Here is a 14,473-nt window from a genome sequence, read left to right on the forward strand (position 1 = left end):
CAATGCACCGTTTGCCTAGCCGCAACACCCTCCACCACAACACCCGCCGCCCGCCTTTGGCGCCGCGGCGGGTGCGGACGCAGTCCCGCCCACCGCCACGGTGGACAGCAGCTTCACAGTGTCGTCATGCCCCGCGGGGCACGTCGCCGGGTCGGAGGACTGGGCCATCGGCCGGCTCAGTTCAAACGTGTCGCCGCAACTCCGGCAGCGGTACTCATAGCGAGGCATGCGACCAGGTTAGCGGTGGTCCGCAACAGCGAGTGTGATCCAAGTCACGCGTCCATCATGTTATCCACTGCTCGGTATGTGATCGTTCCTGTTGGATTCTCATGTGGAGAACTCGCGAAGATCGTTGGTAGTTTCCGGGCGTGATCGGGACAGCACAACGACGTGGTCGGTCGGCTGACCGCCGCCGCCCACGCCCCGGCCGCACCGGACCCAGCGCCATCCGGCCGGCCGGCCACCCCGCCGTCTCCACCGCGACCGCGACCGGCAAGTCCGGCACCACCGCGGACGACCCCGCCGCCTGGTACGCGGGCACCGCCCCGTCCGTGTCGACCGCCGTCGTCGTCCACCGCATGGACCTGGCCACCTCCCTGGAGCCGCTGCCGCTGAACGGCATCGCAGGAACGCCCGCCGACAGCGTCCCGTACGCCGTCCGGTCTGGCGCCATGGGCCTCGGCTGACCCCCGAGGCCCGCACCACACCCCCCACCCCCTTCGCGGAATGAGCACCGCATGCCCCAGGAACACCGCATGCCCGGCATGAAACCTCCCACCGGCCGACGCCGCTCAGGCCCCGACCGCCGCACCACCCGGCTGGGGTTCACGACCCTGGCCCCCTTCCTGATGGTGGCCTCGCTGGTCGCCGCCTCCCTGATACTGACCCGCCAGGACCAGCCCCAGCCCGCCGCGGACACCGACAAGGGCCCCAAGGCCGCCGCCCCCAGCCCCACCCCGTCACCCACCTGGGACGGAAAGACCAAGATCCTCGGCGACGGATCCACCTCCAACACCGGACCGCAGCAAGGTGAGTTGAAGGCAGAGCCTCTCAAGCCCGGCCAGAAACCACCCCAGTTCGTCGTCTTCTCCTGGGACGGCGCACTGGAGGGCAGCGACCATCTCTTCTCCCACTACCGGGAGCTGGCGAAGAAGTACGGCGCCCATATGACGTTCTTCCTCACCGGCATCCACCTGCTGCCCAAGAACAAGGCGAAGCTCTACCACCCTCCCCAGCACCCGGCAGGCTCCGTCGCCGTCGACTTCGCCACGGACGACCACATCCGCACCACGCTGGAACAACTGCGCCTCGCCTACCAGGACGGCAACGAGATCGGCACCCACTTCAACGGCCACTTCTGCGGCAAGAAGGGCGGCGGCGACTGGAGCGTGGACGAGTGGAAGAGCGAGATCGACCAGTTCTATGCGTTCGCCGAGAAGTGGAAGACCAACACCGGCTTCGACGACGTCCCCGCCCTGCCCTTCGACTTCAAGACGGAGGTCACCGGCGGCCGCGCCCCCTGCCTGGAGGGCCAGAAGAACCTGCTCAAGGCCATCAAGAGCTACGGCTGGCGCTACGACGCCTCCTCCACCGGCGACTTCCAGATCTGGCCCAGCAAGAAGAACGGCGTCTGGGACTTCCCGCTGCAACTGCTCCCGTACTCGGGCACCGACTACCAGGGCCTGTCGACGGACTTCAACTTCCTCTCCAACCAGTCCGACGGCGAGACCCACGGCAACCCCGCCGACTACCCCCGGTGGGAACAGCAGACCGTCACCTCCTACATGGACGGCTTCGACCGCGTCTACCGCGGCAGCCGCGCCCCGCTGTTCATCGGCAACCACTTCGAGGACTGGAACGGCGGCATCTACATGAGGGCCGTCGACCAGATCGTCAAGAACGTCTGCCCGAAGAAGGGCGTCAAGTGCGTGTCCTTCAAGGAACTGGCCGACTGGCTGGACGTGCAGAAGCCCGACACCTTGGCACGACTGCGCGGCCTGGACCCCGCACAGTCGCCCGCGTGGTCGACGGTCGTGAAGTGAACCACCCCCCACCGCAAGGAGAAAGCCCCGTGAGACCGGGCAAGTCCGCCGCAGCCGGAGGCCGTTGTACGGCCGTGGCCGCGATCGCCCTCTCCGCCGCCCTGCTCCCGCTCTCCACCGCCCATGCCGCCGACACCCGGGCCCCCGCCCTCACCGCGGCCACCACCGACGCCGACACCGCTACGCCTGTCGCAGTCAGCAGCCAGGCTCAAGGGGGCGGCGGCTCAATGGCCGCCCCCGCGCTCCTCCCGGATCTGCGAGACCACGTGGGCCACCGACTCGCGCACCGCCTCCGTCTCCGTGAGGAAGTGCCAGTAGTCGGGGTGGCGGCCCTCCAGGGAGGCGATCGCCCGCTCCAGCCGGGCCACCGAGTCGTCCAGCGGGCGCGCGTGCCGCGGATCCGGCGTCGTCCGGCCCGTCATCGCCAGCCGCTGCGCGTCCCGGATCGCGAACCGCGTCCGGTCGATCTCCTGCTGCGGGTCCTTCTGCACGGCGTTCAGCCGCTGCAGCCGGTCCCGCGCCGCCGACACCGACTCGTCGGTCGTGTTCAGCAGCGCCCGCACCGTCGACAAGAGCGAGGTCGCGTCCGGCCAGCGCTGGGCGTCCCGCGCCGCCTGCGCCTCCTTCAGCTTCAGCTCCGCCTGGCGCACGTTCTCCGCGGCCTGCTGCGGCACGTGCTGCAGGTCCTGCCAGCACGCCGCCACGAACCGCCGCCGCAACTCGCTCAGCACCGGGTCGACCTGTCCGGCACGCGTGGTGAGCGCCTGCGCGCGTGTGCGCAGCGAGACGAGCCGGTGGTCGATCTCGGCCGCCTTCTGCGGCAGCCGCTCGGCCTCCACCCGGATCGCCTCGGCCTCCCGCGCCACCCGTTCGGCCCGCTCCAGCGTCTGCGGCACCCCGTGCTGCCCGGCGCCCTGGTTGAGCTTTGTCAGCTCGGGGCCGAGGGCGGCAAGACGGGCCGCGAGATCGTCTGCCCTGAGCTTCGTCTCCCGAACGGCGTCCAGCGCGTTCGAAGCGGCGAGCAGCCCCTGCCTCGCCCGCTCCACCGCCGGAGCCAGCCGGGCAAGCTGCGTCTCCGCCTTGCCGAGCAGCGGCCCGAGACTGTCGCCGAAACGATCCAGCTCCCGCTTGACGTTCGCCAGATCGTCCTTGGCCTTGGTGAGCTCGGTACGCGCGTGTGCCGCGACCGACGCCTCCAGGTCGTCCCGGTCGAGGTCGTGCGCGTCGACGGCCTCGATATAGCGATGGCTGGCCTCGTCGATCCGCCGCCCCAGCGCCTCGAAGTCGGACACCGCCCGCCGGGCGGCAGGAGTGTTGTCCACGGCCGTGATCGTCTCGATCGAGATCCGCAGATCGCGCTGGGCCGTGTCCAGCTCGTAGAACGCGGCCGCCGCGGCGTCCTTCGCGGCCTGCGCCTCGGCCCGCTGACTCTCGGCCCGCCCGCCGAACCAGCGCCGGGTGCCCCCGCCGGCGAACGCGGCGGGCAGCACCAGCGCGGCGACAAGAGGCAGGGCAAGGAGCGTGACTACATCCCTGAACGCCTGACGGTGTGCACGCGGCACCAACGGCGAGTACGGCTGCGAAGGTGTCGCCGTCACATCCCTCTCCCGTGCTGTCATCCGTCCTGGCCGGTGCCTCGTTTCATTCTCCCACCGGTTAAGGACGAACACACGGGCCGGTCAGTTCGCGGTCTTGAGGGTGACTTTTCCGTCACCGCTGCGCGCGGACACCACGTGCGAGCTGGAGTCGGACCGCGGCACGGACACATCCACCGAGCCGTCGCCCGTCTCGGTCGTCACCCGGTACGTGGCCTTGGGCAGCGCGACGGTGACGGAACCGTCGTGACTGCGGGAGTCCACCAGGTCGGGTACGGCAGCGAGTTCGAGGTCCACGGAACCGTCGCCCGTCTCGGCACGCACCCGCCGCGAGGACACGGCGGCATGCACGGACCCGTCCCCGGTGTGCATCTCCAGCGGCCCGGTGGAGTCGGTGACATGCACCGACCCGTCCCCCGTACGAATACTCAGCGCATCCTGGAAGCCCCGCGCCCGCACGCTCCCGTCCCCGTCCTCGACCTTCACGGTGACCCCGCGCGGCACCTCGATCCGATGCCTGGCCGAACAGTCGGCGACGACACCGGAGCACTTCATCCGCAGCGTCAGCCGGTCGTCCTCCATCTTCCAGCTCACCTTCGGGTCCTTCCCGATGGCGACGGTGCCCTGGAACCACCGGGTGACCTCGACCTTCCCCGCCGGATTCCCGTCCGCGGCGACGATCTCCAGAGCCGAGTCGTCGGAGTCGACGGTGAGGGTGTGCCCCGTCAGCGCGAACGACCGGTGATCGGGATCCTTGTCGTCCCCCGCGGAAGCCCCACAGGCGGCGACACCCCCGACGAGCACCACGACGACTCCGGCGGCGAGACCGGTGCGGACGACGACGGGACGGGTACGGACGCGAGCCATGACGATCTCCCCCTGGACGGATGCTGAAGGTGCTTCGACCGTACGGAGCGGGGGGACGCGGCGGGATCCGGGTCACTCCCCGATCCGAGGTAGGGCTAACCCCCGCACGAGCCGCGTCCCGATACGGGTTTGCAGGGCACTGCCTCGGGCAAGGTAGGCTGTCGACTCGTCTCGGGTGCGTAGCTCAGGGGTAGAGCGCCTGCCTTACAAGCAGGATGTCGGCGGTTCGAAACCGTCCGCGCCCACACGGGAAGAGGACCCCGGCCGATCATGGCCGGGGTCCTCTTGCGTCATGCCGATCATGCCTCGTGTGCGTGCTTGAGCCTGGTGCGGGCGTCCACTCGTTCTCCGGTCGCGACCTCCGCCCAGAAGCGGTGGGTGCTGACGAACACGGCGAGTTCGTGTTCGCGCCGGCGGAGCTTCTCCACCTCGGCCTGTTCGTCGGCCGTCCAGCCGGGGGAGGCGGGGCGCTCCACCTTGCGCCAGCCGCCTGTGTCGCTGAAGCCGTCCAGGGGCTCGACCGACCAGGGCAGCCGCTTGAGCAGGGCCGACAGCTCCGAACGGACCTGATGCAGCTCCTCCTGACCGGCGAGGAGGTCACTCGGAAAGTCGTAGGTCGTAGCCACGGCCCAATGCTACGCCTGTTCGAATTTGGGATGCGAGTTCCTTCCCGGGGTTCATGCGGACGGGTGGCCCCGCGCAGATACCATCGCGGGGTGAACACCTACTGGCACGTCGTACTGCCGCCCCTCTGCGCCTGACCGGGCGCAGACACTGACGGTTTGATTCCCGGCCCCCACGCCCTCGGGGCGGTCAGGGGCCTTTGTCGTGCGCCCGTTTCGGATCGAGTCCCAGACGCATTCGACGACGGAAGATCACGACTGTGCCCAACCGCACGACCCCTCTGACTCCCGCGCGCCCGGCTGCCACCGGCCCGCGCCCTTCCCGTACCGGTCCCCTCGGCGGCCCCGCGCCCATCCTCACCTCGGCAGTGCTGTGGGGGACGACCGGGACCGCCAGTTCCCTGGCGCCGGCCGGCGCACCGGCGGCGGCCATCGGCTGCGCCGGTCTCACCCTCGGCGGCATCCTGCTGTTCCTCACCTCACGCGGCGCCGGCGCGCTGCCCGCCGCCTGCACACGCCGCGAGCGGTGGCTGCTCGTGCTCGGTGCCCTGGCGGTGGCCGGTTATCCGGTCACGTTCTATCCCGCGGTGGCCCGGACCGGTGTGGCGGTGGCCACCGTGATCGCGTTGGGCAGCGCGCCGGTCTTCGCCGGACTGCTGTCCTGGATCACCGGCCGGGCCCGGCCCACCGCCCGCTGGGCCGTCGCCACCGCGGCGGCCGTGCTGGGCTGCACCCTTCTGGTGCTGGGTCCCGAACTCGCCGGACGTGCCACGCCGATGGATCCGACGGGCGTCGTGCTCGCCGCGTGCGCCGGGCTGTCGTACGCCGTTTACTCGCTGATCGGCGGCAGGCTCATCAGCCGTGGGCACCCGTCCGATGCGGTGATGGGTGTGCTGTTCGGCGCGGCCGGGCTCCTCGTCCTGCCACTTCTCCTCGCCGTCGACATGCACTGGCTCGCCACCACCCGCGGTGCGGCGGTGGCGGTGTATCTCGCCCTGTTCACCGTCTTCCTGGCCTACCGGCTCTTCGGGCACGGGCTGCGCCGCACGCCGGCGTCGGTGGCCACGTCACTGACGCTGGCGGAGCCGGCCGTGGCGGCGGTCCTGGGGGTCGCCGTGCTCGGCGAACGCCTGCCGGGCGCCTCCTGGTGCGGTCTTGCCGTCCTCGGTCTGGGGCTGGTTCTCCTGGCCGTCCCGGTCGGGGCGGGCAGCCGGGGACGGTAGCCGCCGGGCACGGGGCCCGATGCGCAGGACACCGGTGGAGCCGGGGCGTTGTCAGACCCGGCTCCTATGGTAGGCGGCATGGACTTCGCGGACGCGGAAGAGGTGCGGCTGGAACCCTGGGGCGAGGGCGACTTCTGGCTGCTGCGGCGGGCCAACAGCCCTGAGATGACGGCGCACTTGGGCGGGCCCGAGAGCGAGGAGAAGCTTGCCGACCGGCACCGTCGGTACCTGGAGGCGGGGCCCGGCCAGATGTACCGGGTCGTGCTGGCGGGCAGTGGGGAGAGCGTGGGCTCGGTCGGGTTCTGGGCCCGGGAGTGGCGGTGCGGCACGGTGTGGGAGGCGGGGTGGGGGGTGCTGCCAGAGTTCCAGGGGCGAGGGCTGGCCGTGGGGGCGGCGCGGGCCGTTGCTCAGGCCGCGCGGGATGCCGGTGAGCACCGGTATCTGCACGCCTTTCCGAAGAAGGACAACGGCCCGTCGAACTCCGTCTGCCGACGGGCCGGGTTCACCCTGCTCGGGCCGGTCGACATCGAGTACCCGAAGGGGCACTGGATCACGTCCAACGACTGGCGGGTGGACCTGCAGTCCATACGCCGGCCCGGATGACGGGACCGCTCCGCCCCTGCCGCACCGGCGTCTAGCGGCTGCCGTCCCTCAACTCCCGTACCACCCGCGCCGTCACCGGCACACTCACCCCGTGCAGCTCGGCCGCGCGCAGCAACGCCCCACCGATCGCGTCCAGTTCGAGCGGGCGGCCCGCCTCGGCGTCGCGCTGCATGGAGGACTTGGTCTGAGGCGGGAAGGCGTCGTAGCGGGCGAGTGCCTGGGCCGGATCCGCCGGGCCGCCGCTTGCGCGGCTGACCGCGGCCGTCTCCTCCACCAGGGCCGTCAGCTCGTCGCGGTGCCGGGTGCGTACGTCACCGAGCGGGAGGCCGTACCTGGTGGTGAGGAGGGCGAACGGCGCCAGGAACGACATCTTCGCCCACAGGGCGGCCGTCTCGTCGTCGAGCACGCGGGTTGCCGGACCGGCGGTGTCGAGAGCTTCGGCGAGGGAGCCGAGCCGGCCGCGGTCCACTCCCTCGCCGGTCAGGTCGATCTCGGCGAAGGGGCTGCCGTGCTCGATCACTCCCGCCGCGACCCGGGTCGACTCGACGCGGATGACGGCCGGGGCGATCAGGTCGGGGCGGTAGCGGGCGCGCAGGGTGGCCGGATGTTCGACGCCGTTCAGGAACGGTACGAGGAGGGCGTCGCCGAGGGCCGTCGGCGGGAGGCGGTCGAGGGCGGCGTCCAGGGAGGCGTGCTTGACCGCGACCAGGCACGCGTCGACCGGTTCCCGCAGGGCGGTGTCCGCGTCCACACGGGCCGTGAAGTCGCCGTACAGGCCGCTGCGGATGTGGATCCCGTCCGTGCGCAGCGTCGCCGTGGTGGTCTCGCCGGCCAGGCAGATCACACGGTGGCCGGCGCGGGACAGCAGCCCGGCGAGCAGTCCGCCGATGCCGCCGGGGCCGAGGACGGCAACAGTGAGTTCGTTCGCCATGATTCTGTTGTTCCCTTCGTCGGTCGGCCCCGGAACGGTGGCCGCCTCGCAACGATCATTCCAGGCGCCGTGGAAGTGCGTGAGACTGGTCCCATGTGCCGGAGCATCAAGACACTTCGCCCGCCCGCGTTGCCCGAAGAGGCGACGGAGGAAGAGATCAGGGCTGCGGCCCTGCAGTTCGTGCGGAAGGTGTCCGGGTTTCGGGCGCCGGCCGCGCACAACCGGGAGGTTTTCGACCGCGCCGTCGAGGCGGTTGCCGAGGCCACGGCCGAGTTGTTGGCGGGGCTTGAGGTGCGGGGGCAGAAGGCTTCCGCCTAGCGCGGTTCGGTTTGCGGCTCCGCCGCGGGGTGCGATGGGTCGTCGTTCGTCTGCGGCTGCGTCGTGGCTGGTCGCGCCCATGCGGCGGAGCGGCATTTCGATACAGCCCTGCGCCCCTAAAGGGGCGCTGCCCGACCCGGCGCGGATTTCGCCCGACCTGCTCAGGCCTACGACGCCTTCGCCGGCCGGCGCATCACATACGCCGCTCCCGCCCCCGCCCCGAACAGTGCCAGCACCGATACCGCCGTGGCCACCCAGGTCGTGCCCAGCCACTGGCCGCCGTAGTAGCCGAGCGCCACGCTGTACGTCGCCCAGGTCAGGCCCGCGAGGGCGGACCAGGGGAGGAAGTCGCGGGCGCGGCGGTGGGCGGCGCCGGCGCCGAGGGAGACGACCGAGCGGCCGGCCGGGGCGAACCGGGCGAGGATGACCAGGGCGCCGCCGCCGCGGGCCAGGGCGGCGCCGAGACGTTCCTGCGCGGTGGTCAGCCGGCGTGAACGCGCGATGGCGCGGTCCAGGCGTTCGCCGCCGCGCCAGGCCAGCCGGTACGCCACCAGGTCGCCGAGGACGGAGGCGGTGGCGGCGCAGAGCGTCAGGGCCAGGATGTCGGGGACCCCGTGCGGTACCCGGCCGCTCGCCGAGCCCGCGGCTGCCGCCGTGGCGGCCGTGATCACCAGCACGCCGCTCGGCAGGACCGGCACGAACACGTCGAGCAGGACCGACAGCGCCACCATGGCGTAGATCCATGGGCTGCCGGTCAGCAGCCCCACACTCTCCAGCACCGCAAACTCCCCGTGACTCCCCCGTGGACCGGACCGTGCCGCGAACGTCGCGAGGGAGCGGCAAGGGCGGCCATGACAGCCATACAGCGTACGCCGGGGCTGTGACGGGAGTTTCATGGGGGGCGCATGTGATCGGCACAGGACGTTCACCCGGCCGCTGTCCTTGGGCGCGCAGGGCCTTTGAACGTGCAGGGCCTTCCCCCGCCGGCGGGGGAAGGCCCTGGGATCAGCGCACAGGATCAGGCAGCGACCGGCGTCTGCTCCGCCGCGGCCTTGTCCTGCGCCGTGGCGCGCTTCGCGAACAGCCGGTCCAGGCCGAAGGCGCCGGAGCCGGTGAAGACCAGCAGCAGAAGGGCCCAGCTGAACATCGCCGCGGCCTCGCCACCGTTCTGCATCGGCCACAGGGCGTTCGGCTGGTGCACCTTGAAGTAGGCGTACGCCATCGAGCCCGAGGCTATGAACGCGGCGGCACGCGTGCCGAGGCCGAGCAGTACGAGGACGCCGCCGACCAGCTGGATGACGGCCGCGTACCAGAACGGCCAGGCGCCGGTCTCGACGGTGCCGCCGTTGGTGCCGGCCACGCCGCCGAGGACGCCGAAGAGCGCGGCGGCGCCATGGCAGGCGAAGAGCAGGCCGACGACGATGCGGAACAGTCCGAGGGCGTACGGCTGCGCGTTGTTGAGGCGGGCGGTCATGTGGGGGGTACTCCTTCGGTCGGGCCGGTCCAGGGCGAACCGGTCGGGGGACGAGCCGAGCGAGTAATTCACGGTAGGTCTACCTAATCGATGCTTGCAAGTTCAACATTCGGCCATCGATTCGCTTCCGTTTCCGGTTCCGTTTCGCCCGCAGCCGCACGTAGCAGGGCTCTGGCGACCGCATCCGCGTCCGAAAGCGTGACCGAATCCACTCCGGGGCGGGCTCCTGCGGCTGTCACCCAGTGCACGCCCTCCGTGGGCACCCCGAACGCGAACCGCCTTGAGTGCGGGCGGCCTTGACGGTCCATCAGACGATACGGCCGTTCCGTCACGTCCAGCCCCCCGGTTTCGTAACCGTCGACGGCATGCGGCCGGCACTGTCCCGTCTTCAGCAGCCGGGCGAGGAGTTCGTCGGCGGTGCGCCGCAGATCCGGTTCCGGTAGGCGGGCCTCGATGAGGGTTGTCACACGCACTGCCGACCCAGGCACCTCGGGGGAGCGCGCCACCCACGCCCCCGGTTCGGGCCGCACCTCGAGGCGTGGCCCGAGCACCTCCACCACCCCCGCCTCAACCAGCGCGGCCAGCTCCTCGATGCGCCGCCGGGGCGGGCCGATGGAGAGGAAGGCGTTCAGCGGGGTGTACCAGCGGTCCAGGTGTTCGCGGCGGGAGACGCCGGTGAGCCCGCCGTGGTCGACGATCAGCCGCAGCTCGTTGCGCAGATCGCGCAGCACGTCCAGGGCCGCCTTGAGCGGGCCGTCCACATTGCCGAGGGCGGCCTGGGCCGCGTCCTCGCGCAGATACGCCAGCAGCCACGCCCGCCACTCCCGCTGATGCGCGAACTGCCCTTCCGTATACGGCCGGGAGATCCGGTCCCAGCTCCAGCGGTCGTCCGCCGGGATGCCGAACTCGTCGAGTACGTACGCCTCTTGGGGAGCGCGATGGGGCACCATGAGGAAGCGGTCCGCGAAGTCCTCCCGGCCGGTGAGCGCCGCGTAGTAGACCGTCTCCACCTCCTTCGCCACCAACGGCCATATCTCGGTCAGGAAGTCGGGCGCCTCACCGGAGTCAGCGCGCTTGCGGAAGCCTGCGATCACCTCCGGGGTGAGGACCAGCGGGGTGTGTCTGCCGTACGGCCCCTTCGCGTTGTCGCCGCGCGCCTGGTACGGGATGCCGCGCCGGGAGCCGGCGTACAGGAGCGGTTCGCGGCCGGAGGGGACGTAGCGCAGACCGCGGCGACCGGAGACGAACCGGCCTCCGCGGCCCGTGGTCAACAGGGCCGTGTGGTCGAAGAAGTTGAGGCCCAGGCCGCGCAGCAGCACCGGTTCACCGGAGGCTATGGGGGAGAGGTCGACGTCGGCCGGGTTGGCGGGTGGGAAGTGGAGCAGGCCGTGACGGTCGGCGTGGTCCGCAAGGCGGCGCTGCTCCGCGTCCGCGGCGGCCGGGAGGTGGCCCTGGGCGAGCACGACGGCGGACAGGCCGGTCAGGGTGCGGCCGTCGTCGAGGGTGAGGCTCTGGCGGCCGTCGGGGGCGTCGTCCAGCCGTACGGCCCGCGCCCGGTGCGTCTGGACGCGTACCGAGGGCGGCGCCTCGCGCACCACCTTCGCGAACACCCACTCCAGGTAGCGGCCGTACCGGGCGCGGGTGGGGTACTCGTCCGCGCCCAGCTCGCCGTCCGCCCATTCGTACAGGCTGGGGCCCGGCCGGACCGGTCCCGAGCAGTCCACGCTGTCGTCGGTGAACAGGGTCACCTGGCAGGCCACGGTGTTCATCAGCAGCTCGGGGGACTGGGCGGTGCGCCACACGCTGCCGGGCCCGGGTGGTGCGGGATCGACGACGTGGACGGTCAGCCGTACGCCCCGCGGGAGGAGTTCCGGCACGGAGGCGCAGAGGCGTTCCAGGACGCTGGTGCCGCGCGGTCCTGCGCCGACCACGGCAAGGGAGACGGTCGGGTGTTCTGCGATCGGTGCAGACAAAGGGGTGACTCCGGGCGTGGGGGGCTTGGCAGCAGACCGCTGGAACGGAATTGGCAGCAGACCGCCAGAACGGAAGCGGACGGTCCGCCTCATCATGCCCTCGCGCGCCACGGAAGCCAACGCGCGTCTCAGACACCCCGTTGACACTCATGTGTCCCTCATGGGCGGTTCATGTGGTGCTTCATGTGCTGCTTCAGGTGGGGGTGAGAGTGGACTCCTCCACGGTCTTCAGCACCCGGTTCGGCTGCGCCTGCTCCAGACGCAGCCGTGCCGAACGGCCCTTCAGCGTCAGCGTCATCAGCTGGTTGCCGAACCAGGGCCCGCCCTTCCTGCGCCAGCCGACCGGCGGCCGCTCGCACCGCCCGTGCCGGGCGAACCGCCGGCCGAGGGCCCGGGCCGCCGCACTCCAGCCGAAGCGGAAGCCGATCCGGATGGACAGGGGGACGGAGTTGTGGACCGGGGAGCAGGTCAGCTGCAGGACGCGGGCGTCCGGGGCGGCGGAGGGCCAGCTCGGCTCGGCCACATAAGCGTGGTGCACGTCTCCCGACAGGACGAGCACCGTCGCCGGCGCCTGAGCCCCCGAACCGGCCTCGGCGATCAGCTCGGTCAGCGCGGCGAAGGAGGCCGGAAAGGCCGCCCAGTGCTCCAGGTCGGCCCTCCGCCGCAGATCCTCCCCGAACCGCGCCCAGCGCGCCCCGCGCTCGCCCCGGCACAGCGCCGCGTTCCACGCCTCGGCGTCGTGCACCAGGTGCGGCAGCAGCCAGGGCAGGGAGGTGCCGATGAGGAGGTGGTCGTACGACCCGCGTTCCGTCAGCGCCTGCTCGCGCAGCCACTCGGTCTCCCCGAGGTCGAGCATCGCGCGGTTGTCCTCGTCCAGCACGCGGGCCGCGCGGGTGTCCACCATCAGCAGGCGTACGCGGCCGAAGTCGCGGCGGTAGCTCCAGCGCACGGCGGCGGGGTCGGCATCGGCCTTGCAGGCGAAGGCGCGCAACTCGTCCGTGCCGTCGGGGAGTTCGCATACGGCCGCGTACAGCGGGTCGGCGGCCAGCTCGGCCGGCGACAGGTTGCCCAGGTGCTGGTGCACCCAGTACGACATCAGGCCGCTCAGCAGCCGCTCCCGCCACCAGGGGGTGGCCCGCATGTCCTCCAGCCAGGCGGCGGAGGTGTTCCAGTCGTCGATGACGTCGTGGTCGTCGAAGATCATGCAGCTGGGCACGGTGGACAGCAGCCAGCGCACCTCGGGGTCGAGCCACGACTCGTAGTAGAGGCGGGTGTACTCCTCGTAGTCCGCGACCTCGTTGCCCGGCGGGTCGCTCAGGTCGCGGCGGGCGGCCAGCCAGCGGCGCGTCGCCTCGGAGGTCTCGTCGGCGTACACCTGGTCGCCCAACAGCAGCAGTACGTCGGGCCGTTCGCCGTCCGGATCGGCCGCGATGCGCGCGGCGAGGGTGTCCAGCGCGTCGGGTCCGACGGGGTCGTGCTCGTCGGCGGGCGGGGCGGCCCAGCGGCAGGAGCCGAAGGCGACGCGGACACCGTCGCCCTCGTGCGAGGTGCGGATGACGGAGGGCGGGAACCTCCGCGGGGAGCCGGGCGCCTCGGGCAGCGGCCACACGCGCGTGCCGTCGAGGAGGACGTCGTACGGCGTCGTCGTGCCCGGCGTGAGCCCGGTGACCGGCACGAGGGCGTAGTGATGGCCCGCGACCTGGAAGGTGCGGGCCTCGCCGCGGGCGCCGTCCGCGCAGCGCACCTCGGCGGTGCACGGACGGCTCGCCTCGACCCAGACGGTCGCGGACGAGCCGTCGGCATACCTCAGCAGTGGACCCAGGCGCAGTTCGGCCACGTCAGCCCGCCCTTTCCATGGTCGGGCTCGCCTCCGGGGCTCGCCCTCCTCCGTCGCCCCGTACGGTACGGAACGACAGGGGCCGGCGGGGAGGTCCCTTTACAGAATCCGCCGCAACATCCGCGGGATCAGCAGCCGGCGAGGTAGCTGGTCAGCGCGGACTTCTCGGCGGAGTCGACCGAGAGGTCGTAGTAGTACTTCACCTGGACCCAGGCGCGGACGTAGGTGCAGACGTACGCGGAGCGGGTGGGCACCCACTCGGCCGGGTCCTGGTCGCTCTTGGAGCGGTTGGAGCTGGCGGAGACGGCGATCAGCTGAGGGCGGGTGACGTCGTTGGCGAACGCCTGGCGCTGGGCGGTGGTCCAGTCACTGGCGCCGGAGTCCCAGGCCTCGGCGAGCGGGACCAGGTGGTCGATGTCGAAGGTGCTCGGGTCGGTGGTGGTGACCCCGTCGTACTGCGAGTACCAGGAGCCGCTGGTGGCGGTGCAGGCGGAGTTGGTGACCACGTTGCTGCCGTCCCGCTTGATGACGTACTCGCGGGTGTTGCAGGTCCCGGAGATCGTGATCCAGGTCGGGAAGAGGTCGCGGTCGTAGCCGGTGCGGTCCTCGGTCGCCACCGTGAGCGAGGCGAGGTAGGTGCGGGCGGTGGCGGCGCTGACCGGGGTGGGAAGCGCGGCGGAGGCGGTCGGACCGTTGAGAAGTCCGGCAGAGGCTATGAGTCCGGTAAGAGCCGCGAGTATGCTGAGTCGTCGACGCGCGTAGAACTTCGGCATGCGAACTCCCTTGGGAGACGGGGACGTTGGGGTGCGAGCAGGGGAATGCTCGCGGTGCCTTGTTGCGCGGAGGTGAGCGTTCGGTAAGAAGTTAGTGTCGCGTACATGACACGACAAGGTTTACGGTCGAACTTTCGGCCGCGTGGCGATCGCGTACCATGGACGGCGCAGAAGGGGAGTAGCTCTTCGCCGGACCGTCGACATACTGCTCAGC

The 14,473-nt window shown here is 71.3% G+C and carries 15 protein-coding genes and 1 tRNA gene; 6 read left to right on the plus strand and 10 right to left on the minus strand.

The genetic code is table 11. The features are described from left to right. Window positions 1–15 precede the first annotated feature (15 nt). The gene (locus tag IH68_RS52915) at window positions 16–228 is read right to left on the minus strand and encodes an FmdB family zinc ribbon protein (RefSeq protein WP_078912401.1); all 213 of its coding nucleotides are present in this window, start codon (window positions 226–228) and stop codon (window positions 16–18) included. A 140-nt stretch (window positions 229–368) separates the two neighbouring features. Here IH68_RS52915 and IH68_RS59735 point away from each other — a divergent pair, with 140 nt between their 5' ends. Both IH68_RS59735 and IH68_RS0110310 read left to right on the plus strand, forming a co-directional pair. After that, window positions 369–686, plus strand: coding sequence for a hypothetical protein (locus tag IH68_RS59735; protein ID WP_030931879.1), 318 nt, complete (start codon window positions 369–371; stop codon window positions 684–686). Window positions 687–764: 78 nt separating this feature from the next. Next, window positions 765–2,042 (plus strand): hypothetical protein, encoded by a 1,278-nt coding sequence (locus IH68_RS0110310; protein WP_030931881.1) that lies wholly within the window; start codon window positions 765–767, stop codon window positions 2,040–2,042. 224 nt (window positions 2,043–2,266) lie between these two features. Here IH68_RS0110310 and IH68_RS0110315 read toward each other — a convergent pair whose 3' ends face one another. Together IH68_RS0110315 and IH68_RS0110320 are read right to left on the minus strand one after the other, a co-directional pair. Then, window positions 2,267–3,640: a hypothetical protein gene (locus IH68_RS0110315; RefSeq protein WP_030931884.1), complete on the minus strand. Its 1,374-nt coding sequence runs from the start codon at window positions 3,638–3,640 to the stop codon at window positions 2,267–2,269. A gap of 81 nt (window positions 3,641–3,721) precedes the next feature. Further along, window positions 3,722–4,504 carry a DUF4097 family beta strand repeat-containing protein gene (locus tag IH68_RS0110320; protein ID WP_030931886.1) on the minus strand — a complete coding sequence of 261 codons (783 nt, stop codon included), beginning with the start codon at window positions 4,502–4,504 and terminating at the stop codon, window positions 3,722–3,724. Window positions 4,505–4,677: 173 nt separating this feature from the next. Here IH68_RS0110320 and IH68_RS0110325 point away from each other — a divergent pair. Continuing rightward, window positions 4,678–4,749, plus strand: a tRNA-Val gene (locus tag IH68_RS0110325). Window positions 4,750–4,803: 54 nt separating this feature from the next. On the opposite strand, the gene IH68_RS0110330 is transcribed toward IH68_RS0110325, so the two are convergent. Further along, window positions 4,804–5,130: a hypothetical protein gene (locus IH68_RS0110330; RefSeq protein WP_030931888.1), complete on the minus strand. Its 327-nt coding sequence runs from the start codon at window positions 5,128–5,130 to the stop codon at window positions 4,804–4,806. 257 nt (window positions 5,131–5,387) lie between these two features. On the opposite strand from IH68_RS0110330, the gene IH68_RS0110335 reads away from it, so the two are divergent. After that, complete coding sequence (locus tag IH68_RS0110335) at window positions 5,388–6,350, plus strand: DMT family transporter (RefSeq protein ID WP_030931890.1); 963 nt, start codon at window positions 5,388–5,390, stop codon at window positions 6,348–6,350. A gap of 78 nt (window positions 6,351–6,428) precedes the next feature. Next, entirely contained in the window at window positions 6,429–6,953 is a 525-nt protein-coding gene (locus IH68_RS0110340) for a GNAT family N-acetyltransferase (RefSeq protein WP_030931892.1), read from the plus strand. 31 nt (window positions 6,954–6,984) lie between these two features. Here IH68_RS0110340 and IH68_RS0110345 read toward each other — a convergent pair whose 3' ends face one another. Further along, the gene (locus IH68_RS0110345) at window positions 6,985–7,884 is read right to left on the minus strand and encodes a ketopantoate reductase family protein (protein ID WP_030931894.1); all 900 of its coding nucleotides are present in this window, start codon (window positions 7,882–7,884) and stop codon (window positions 6,985–6,987) included. Between the two features lie 93 nt (window positions 7,885–7,977). Between IH68_RS0110345 and IH68_RS0110350 the strand changes: the two genes are divergently transcribed. Beyond that, the gene (locus IH68_RS0110350) at window positions 7,978–8,202 is read left to right on the plus strand and encodes a DUF2277 domain-containing protein (protein ID WP_030931896.1); all 225 of its coding nucleotides are present in this window, start codon (window positions 7,978–7,980) and stop codon (window positions 8,200–8,202) included. Window positions 8,203–8,369: 167 nt separating this feature from the next. On the opposite strand, the gene IH68_RS0110355 is transcribed toward IH68_RS0110350, so the two are convergent. From IH68_RS0110355 to IH68_RS0110375, 5 genes are all read right to left on the minus strand, one after another. Beyond that, window positions 8,370–8,981 carry a DedA family protein gene (locus tag IH68_RS0110355; RefSeq protein WP_030931905.1) on the minus strand — a complete coding sequence of 204 codons (612 nt, stop codon included), beginning with the start codon at window positions 8,979–8,981 and terminating at the stop codon, window positions 8,370–8,372. Between the two features lie 239 nt (window positions 8,982–9,220). Then, window positions 9,221–9,676, minus strand: a complete 456-nt coding sequence (locus IH68_RS0110360) for a DoxX family protein (protein ID WP_030931908.1) — start codon at window positions 9,674–9,676, stop codon at window positions 9,221–9,223. 83 nt (window positions 9,677–9,759) lie between these two features. Beyond that, on the minus strand, window positions 9,760–11,649 hold the full coding sequence (locus IH68_RS0110365; RefSeq protein ID WP_030931910.1) for an FAD/NAD(P)-binding protein: 1,890 nt from the start codon (window positions 11,647–11,649) through the stop codon (window positions 9,760–9,762). A 193-nt stretch (window positions 11,650–11,842) separates the two neighbouring features. Then, on the minus strand, window positions 11,843–13,486 hold the full coding sequence (locus IH68_RS0110370; RefSeq protein ID WP_030931913.1) for an alkaline phosphatase D family protein: 1,644 nt from the start codon (window positions 13,484–13,486) through the stop codon (window positions 11,843–11,845). A 128-nt stretch (window positions 13,487–13,614) separates the two neighbouring features. Then, window positions 13,615–14,259: an HNH endonuclease family protein gene (locus IH68_RS0110375; RefSeq protein ID WP_030931916.1), complete on the minus strand. Its 645-nt coding sequence runs from the start codon at window positions 14,257–14,259 to the stop codon at window positions 13,615–13,617. Between the last annotated feature and the right edge of the window lie 214 nt (window positions 14,260–14,473).

Origin of the sequence: Streptomyces sp. NRRL S-646 (assembly GCF_000720765.1) — a bacterium.
GTDB lineage: Bacteria > Actinomycetota > Actinomycetes > Streptomycetales > Streptomycetaceae > Streptomyces.

Coding starts and splice junctions, on each gene's coding strand:
- IH68_RS0110350 (WP_030931896.1), top strand. CDS start 7,978: ATGTGCCGGAGCATCAAGACACTTCGCCCGCCCGCGTTGCCCGAAGAG.
- IH68_RS0110360 (WP_030931908.1), bottom strand. CDS start 9,676: ATGACCGCCCGCCTCAACAACGCGCAGCCGTACGCCCTCGGACTGTTC.
- IH68_RS0110320 (WP_030931886.1), bottom strand. CDS start 4,504: ATGGCTCGCGTCCGTACCCGTCCCGTCGTCGTCCGCACCGGTCTCGCC.
- IH68_RS0110340 (WP_030931892.1), top strand. CDS start 6,429: ATGGACTTCGCGGACGCGGAAGAGGTGCGGCTGGAACCCTGGGGCGAG.
- IH68_RS0110375 (WP_030931916.1), bottom strand. CDS start 14,259: ATGCCGAAGTTCTACGCGCGTCGACGACTCAGCATACTCGCGGCTCTT.
- IH68_RS52915 (WP_078912401.1), bottom strand. CDS start 228: ATGCCTCGCTATGAGTACCGCTGCCGGAGTTGCGGCGACACGTTTGAA.
- IH68_RS0110345 (WP_030931894.1), bottom strand. CDS start 7,884: ATGGCGAACGAACTCACTGTTGCCGTCCTCGGCCCCGGCGGCATCGGC.
- IH68_RS0110310 (WP_030931881.1), top strand. CDS start 765: ATGAAACCTCCCACCGGCCGACGCCGCTCAGGCCCCGACCGCCGCACC.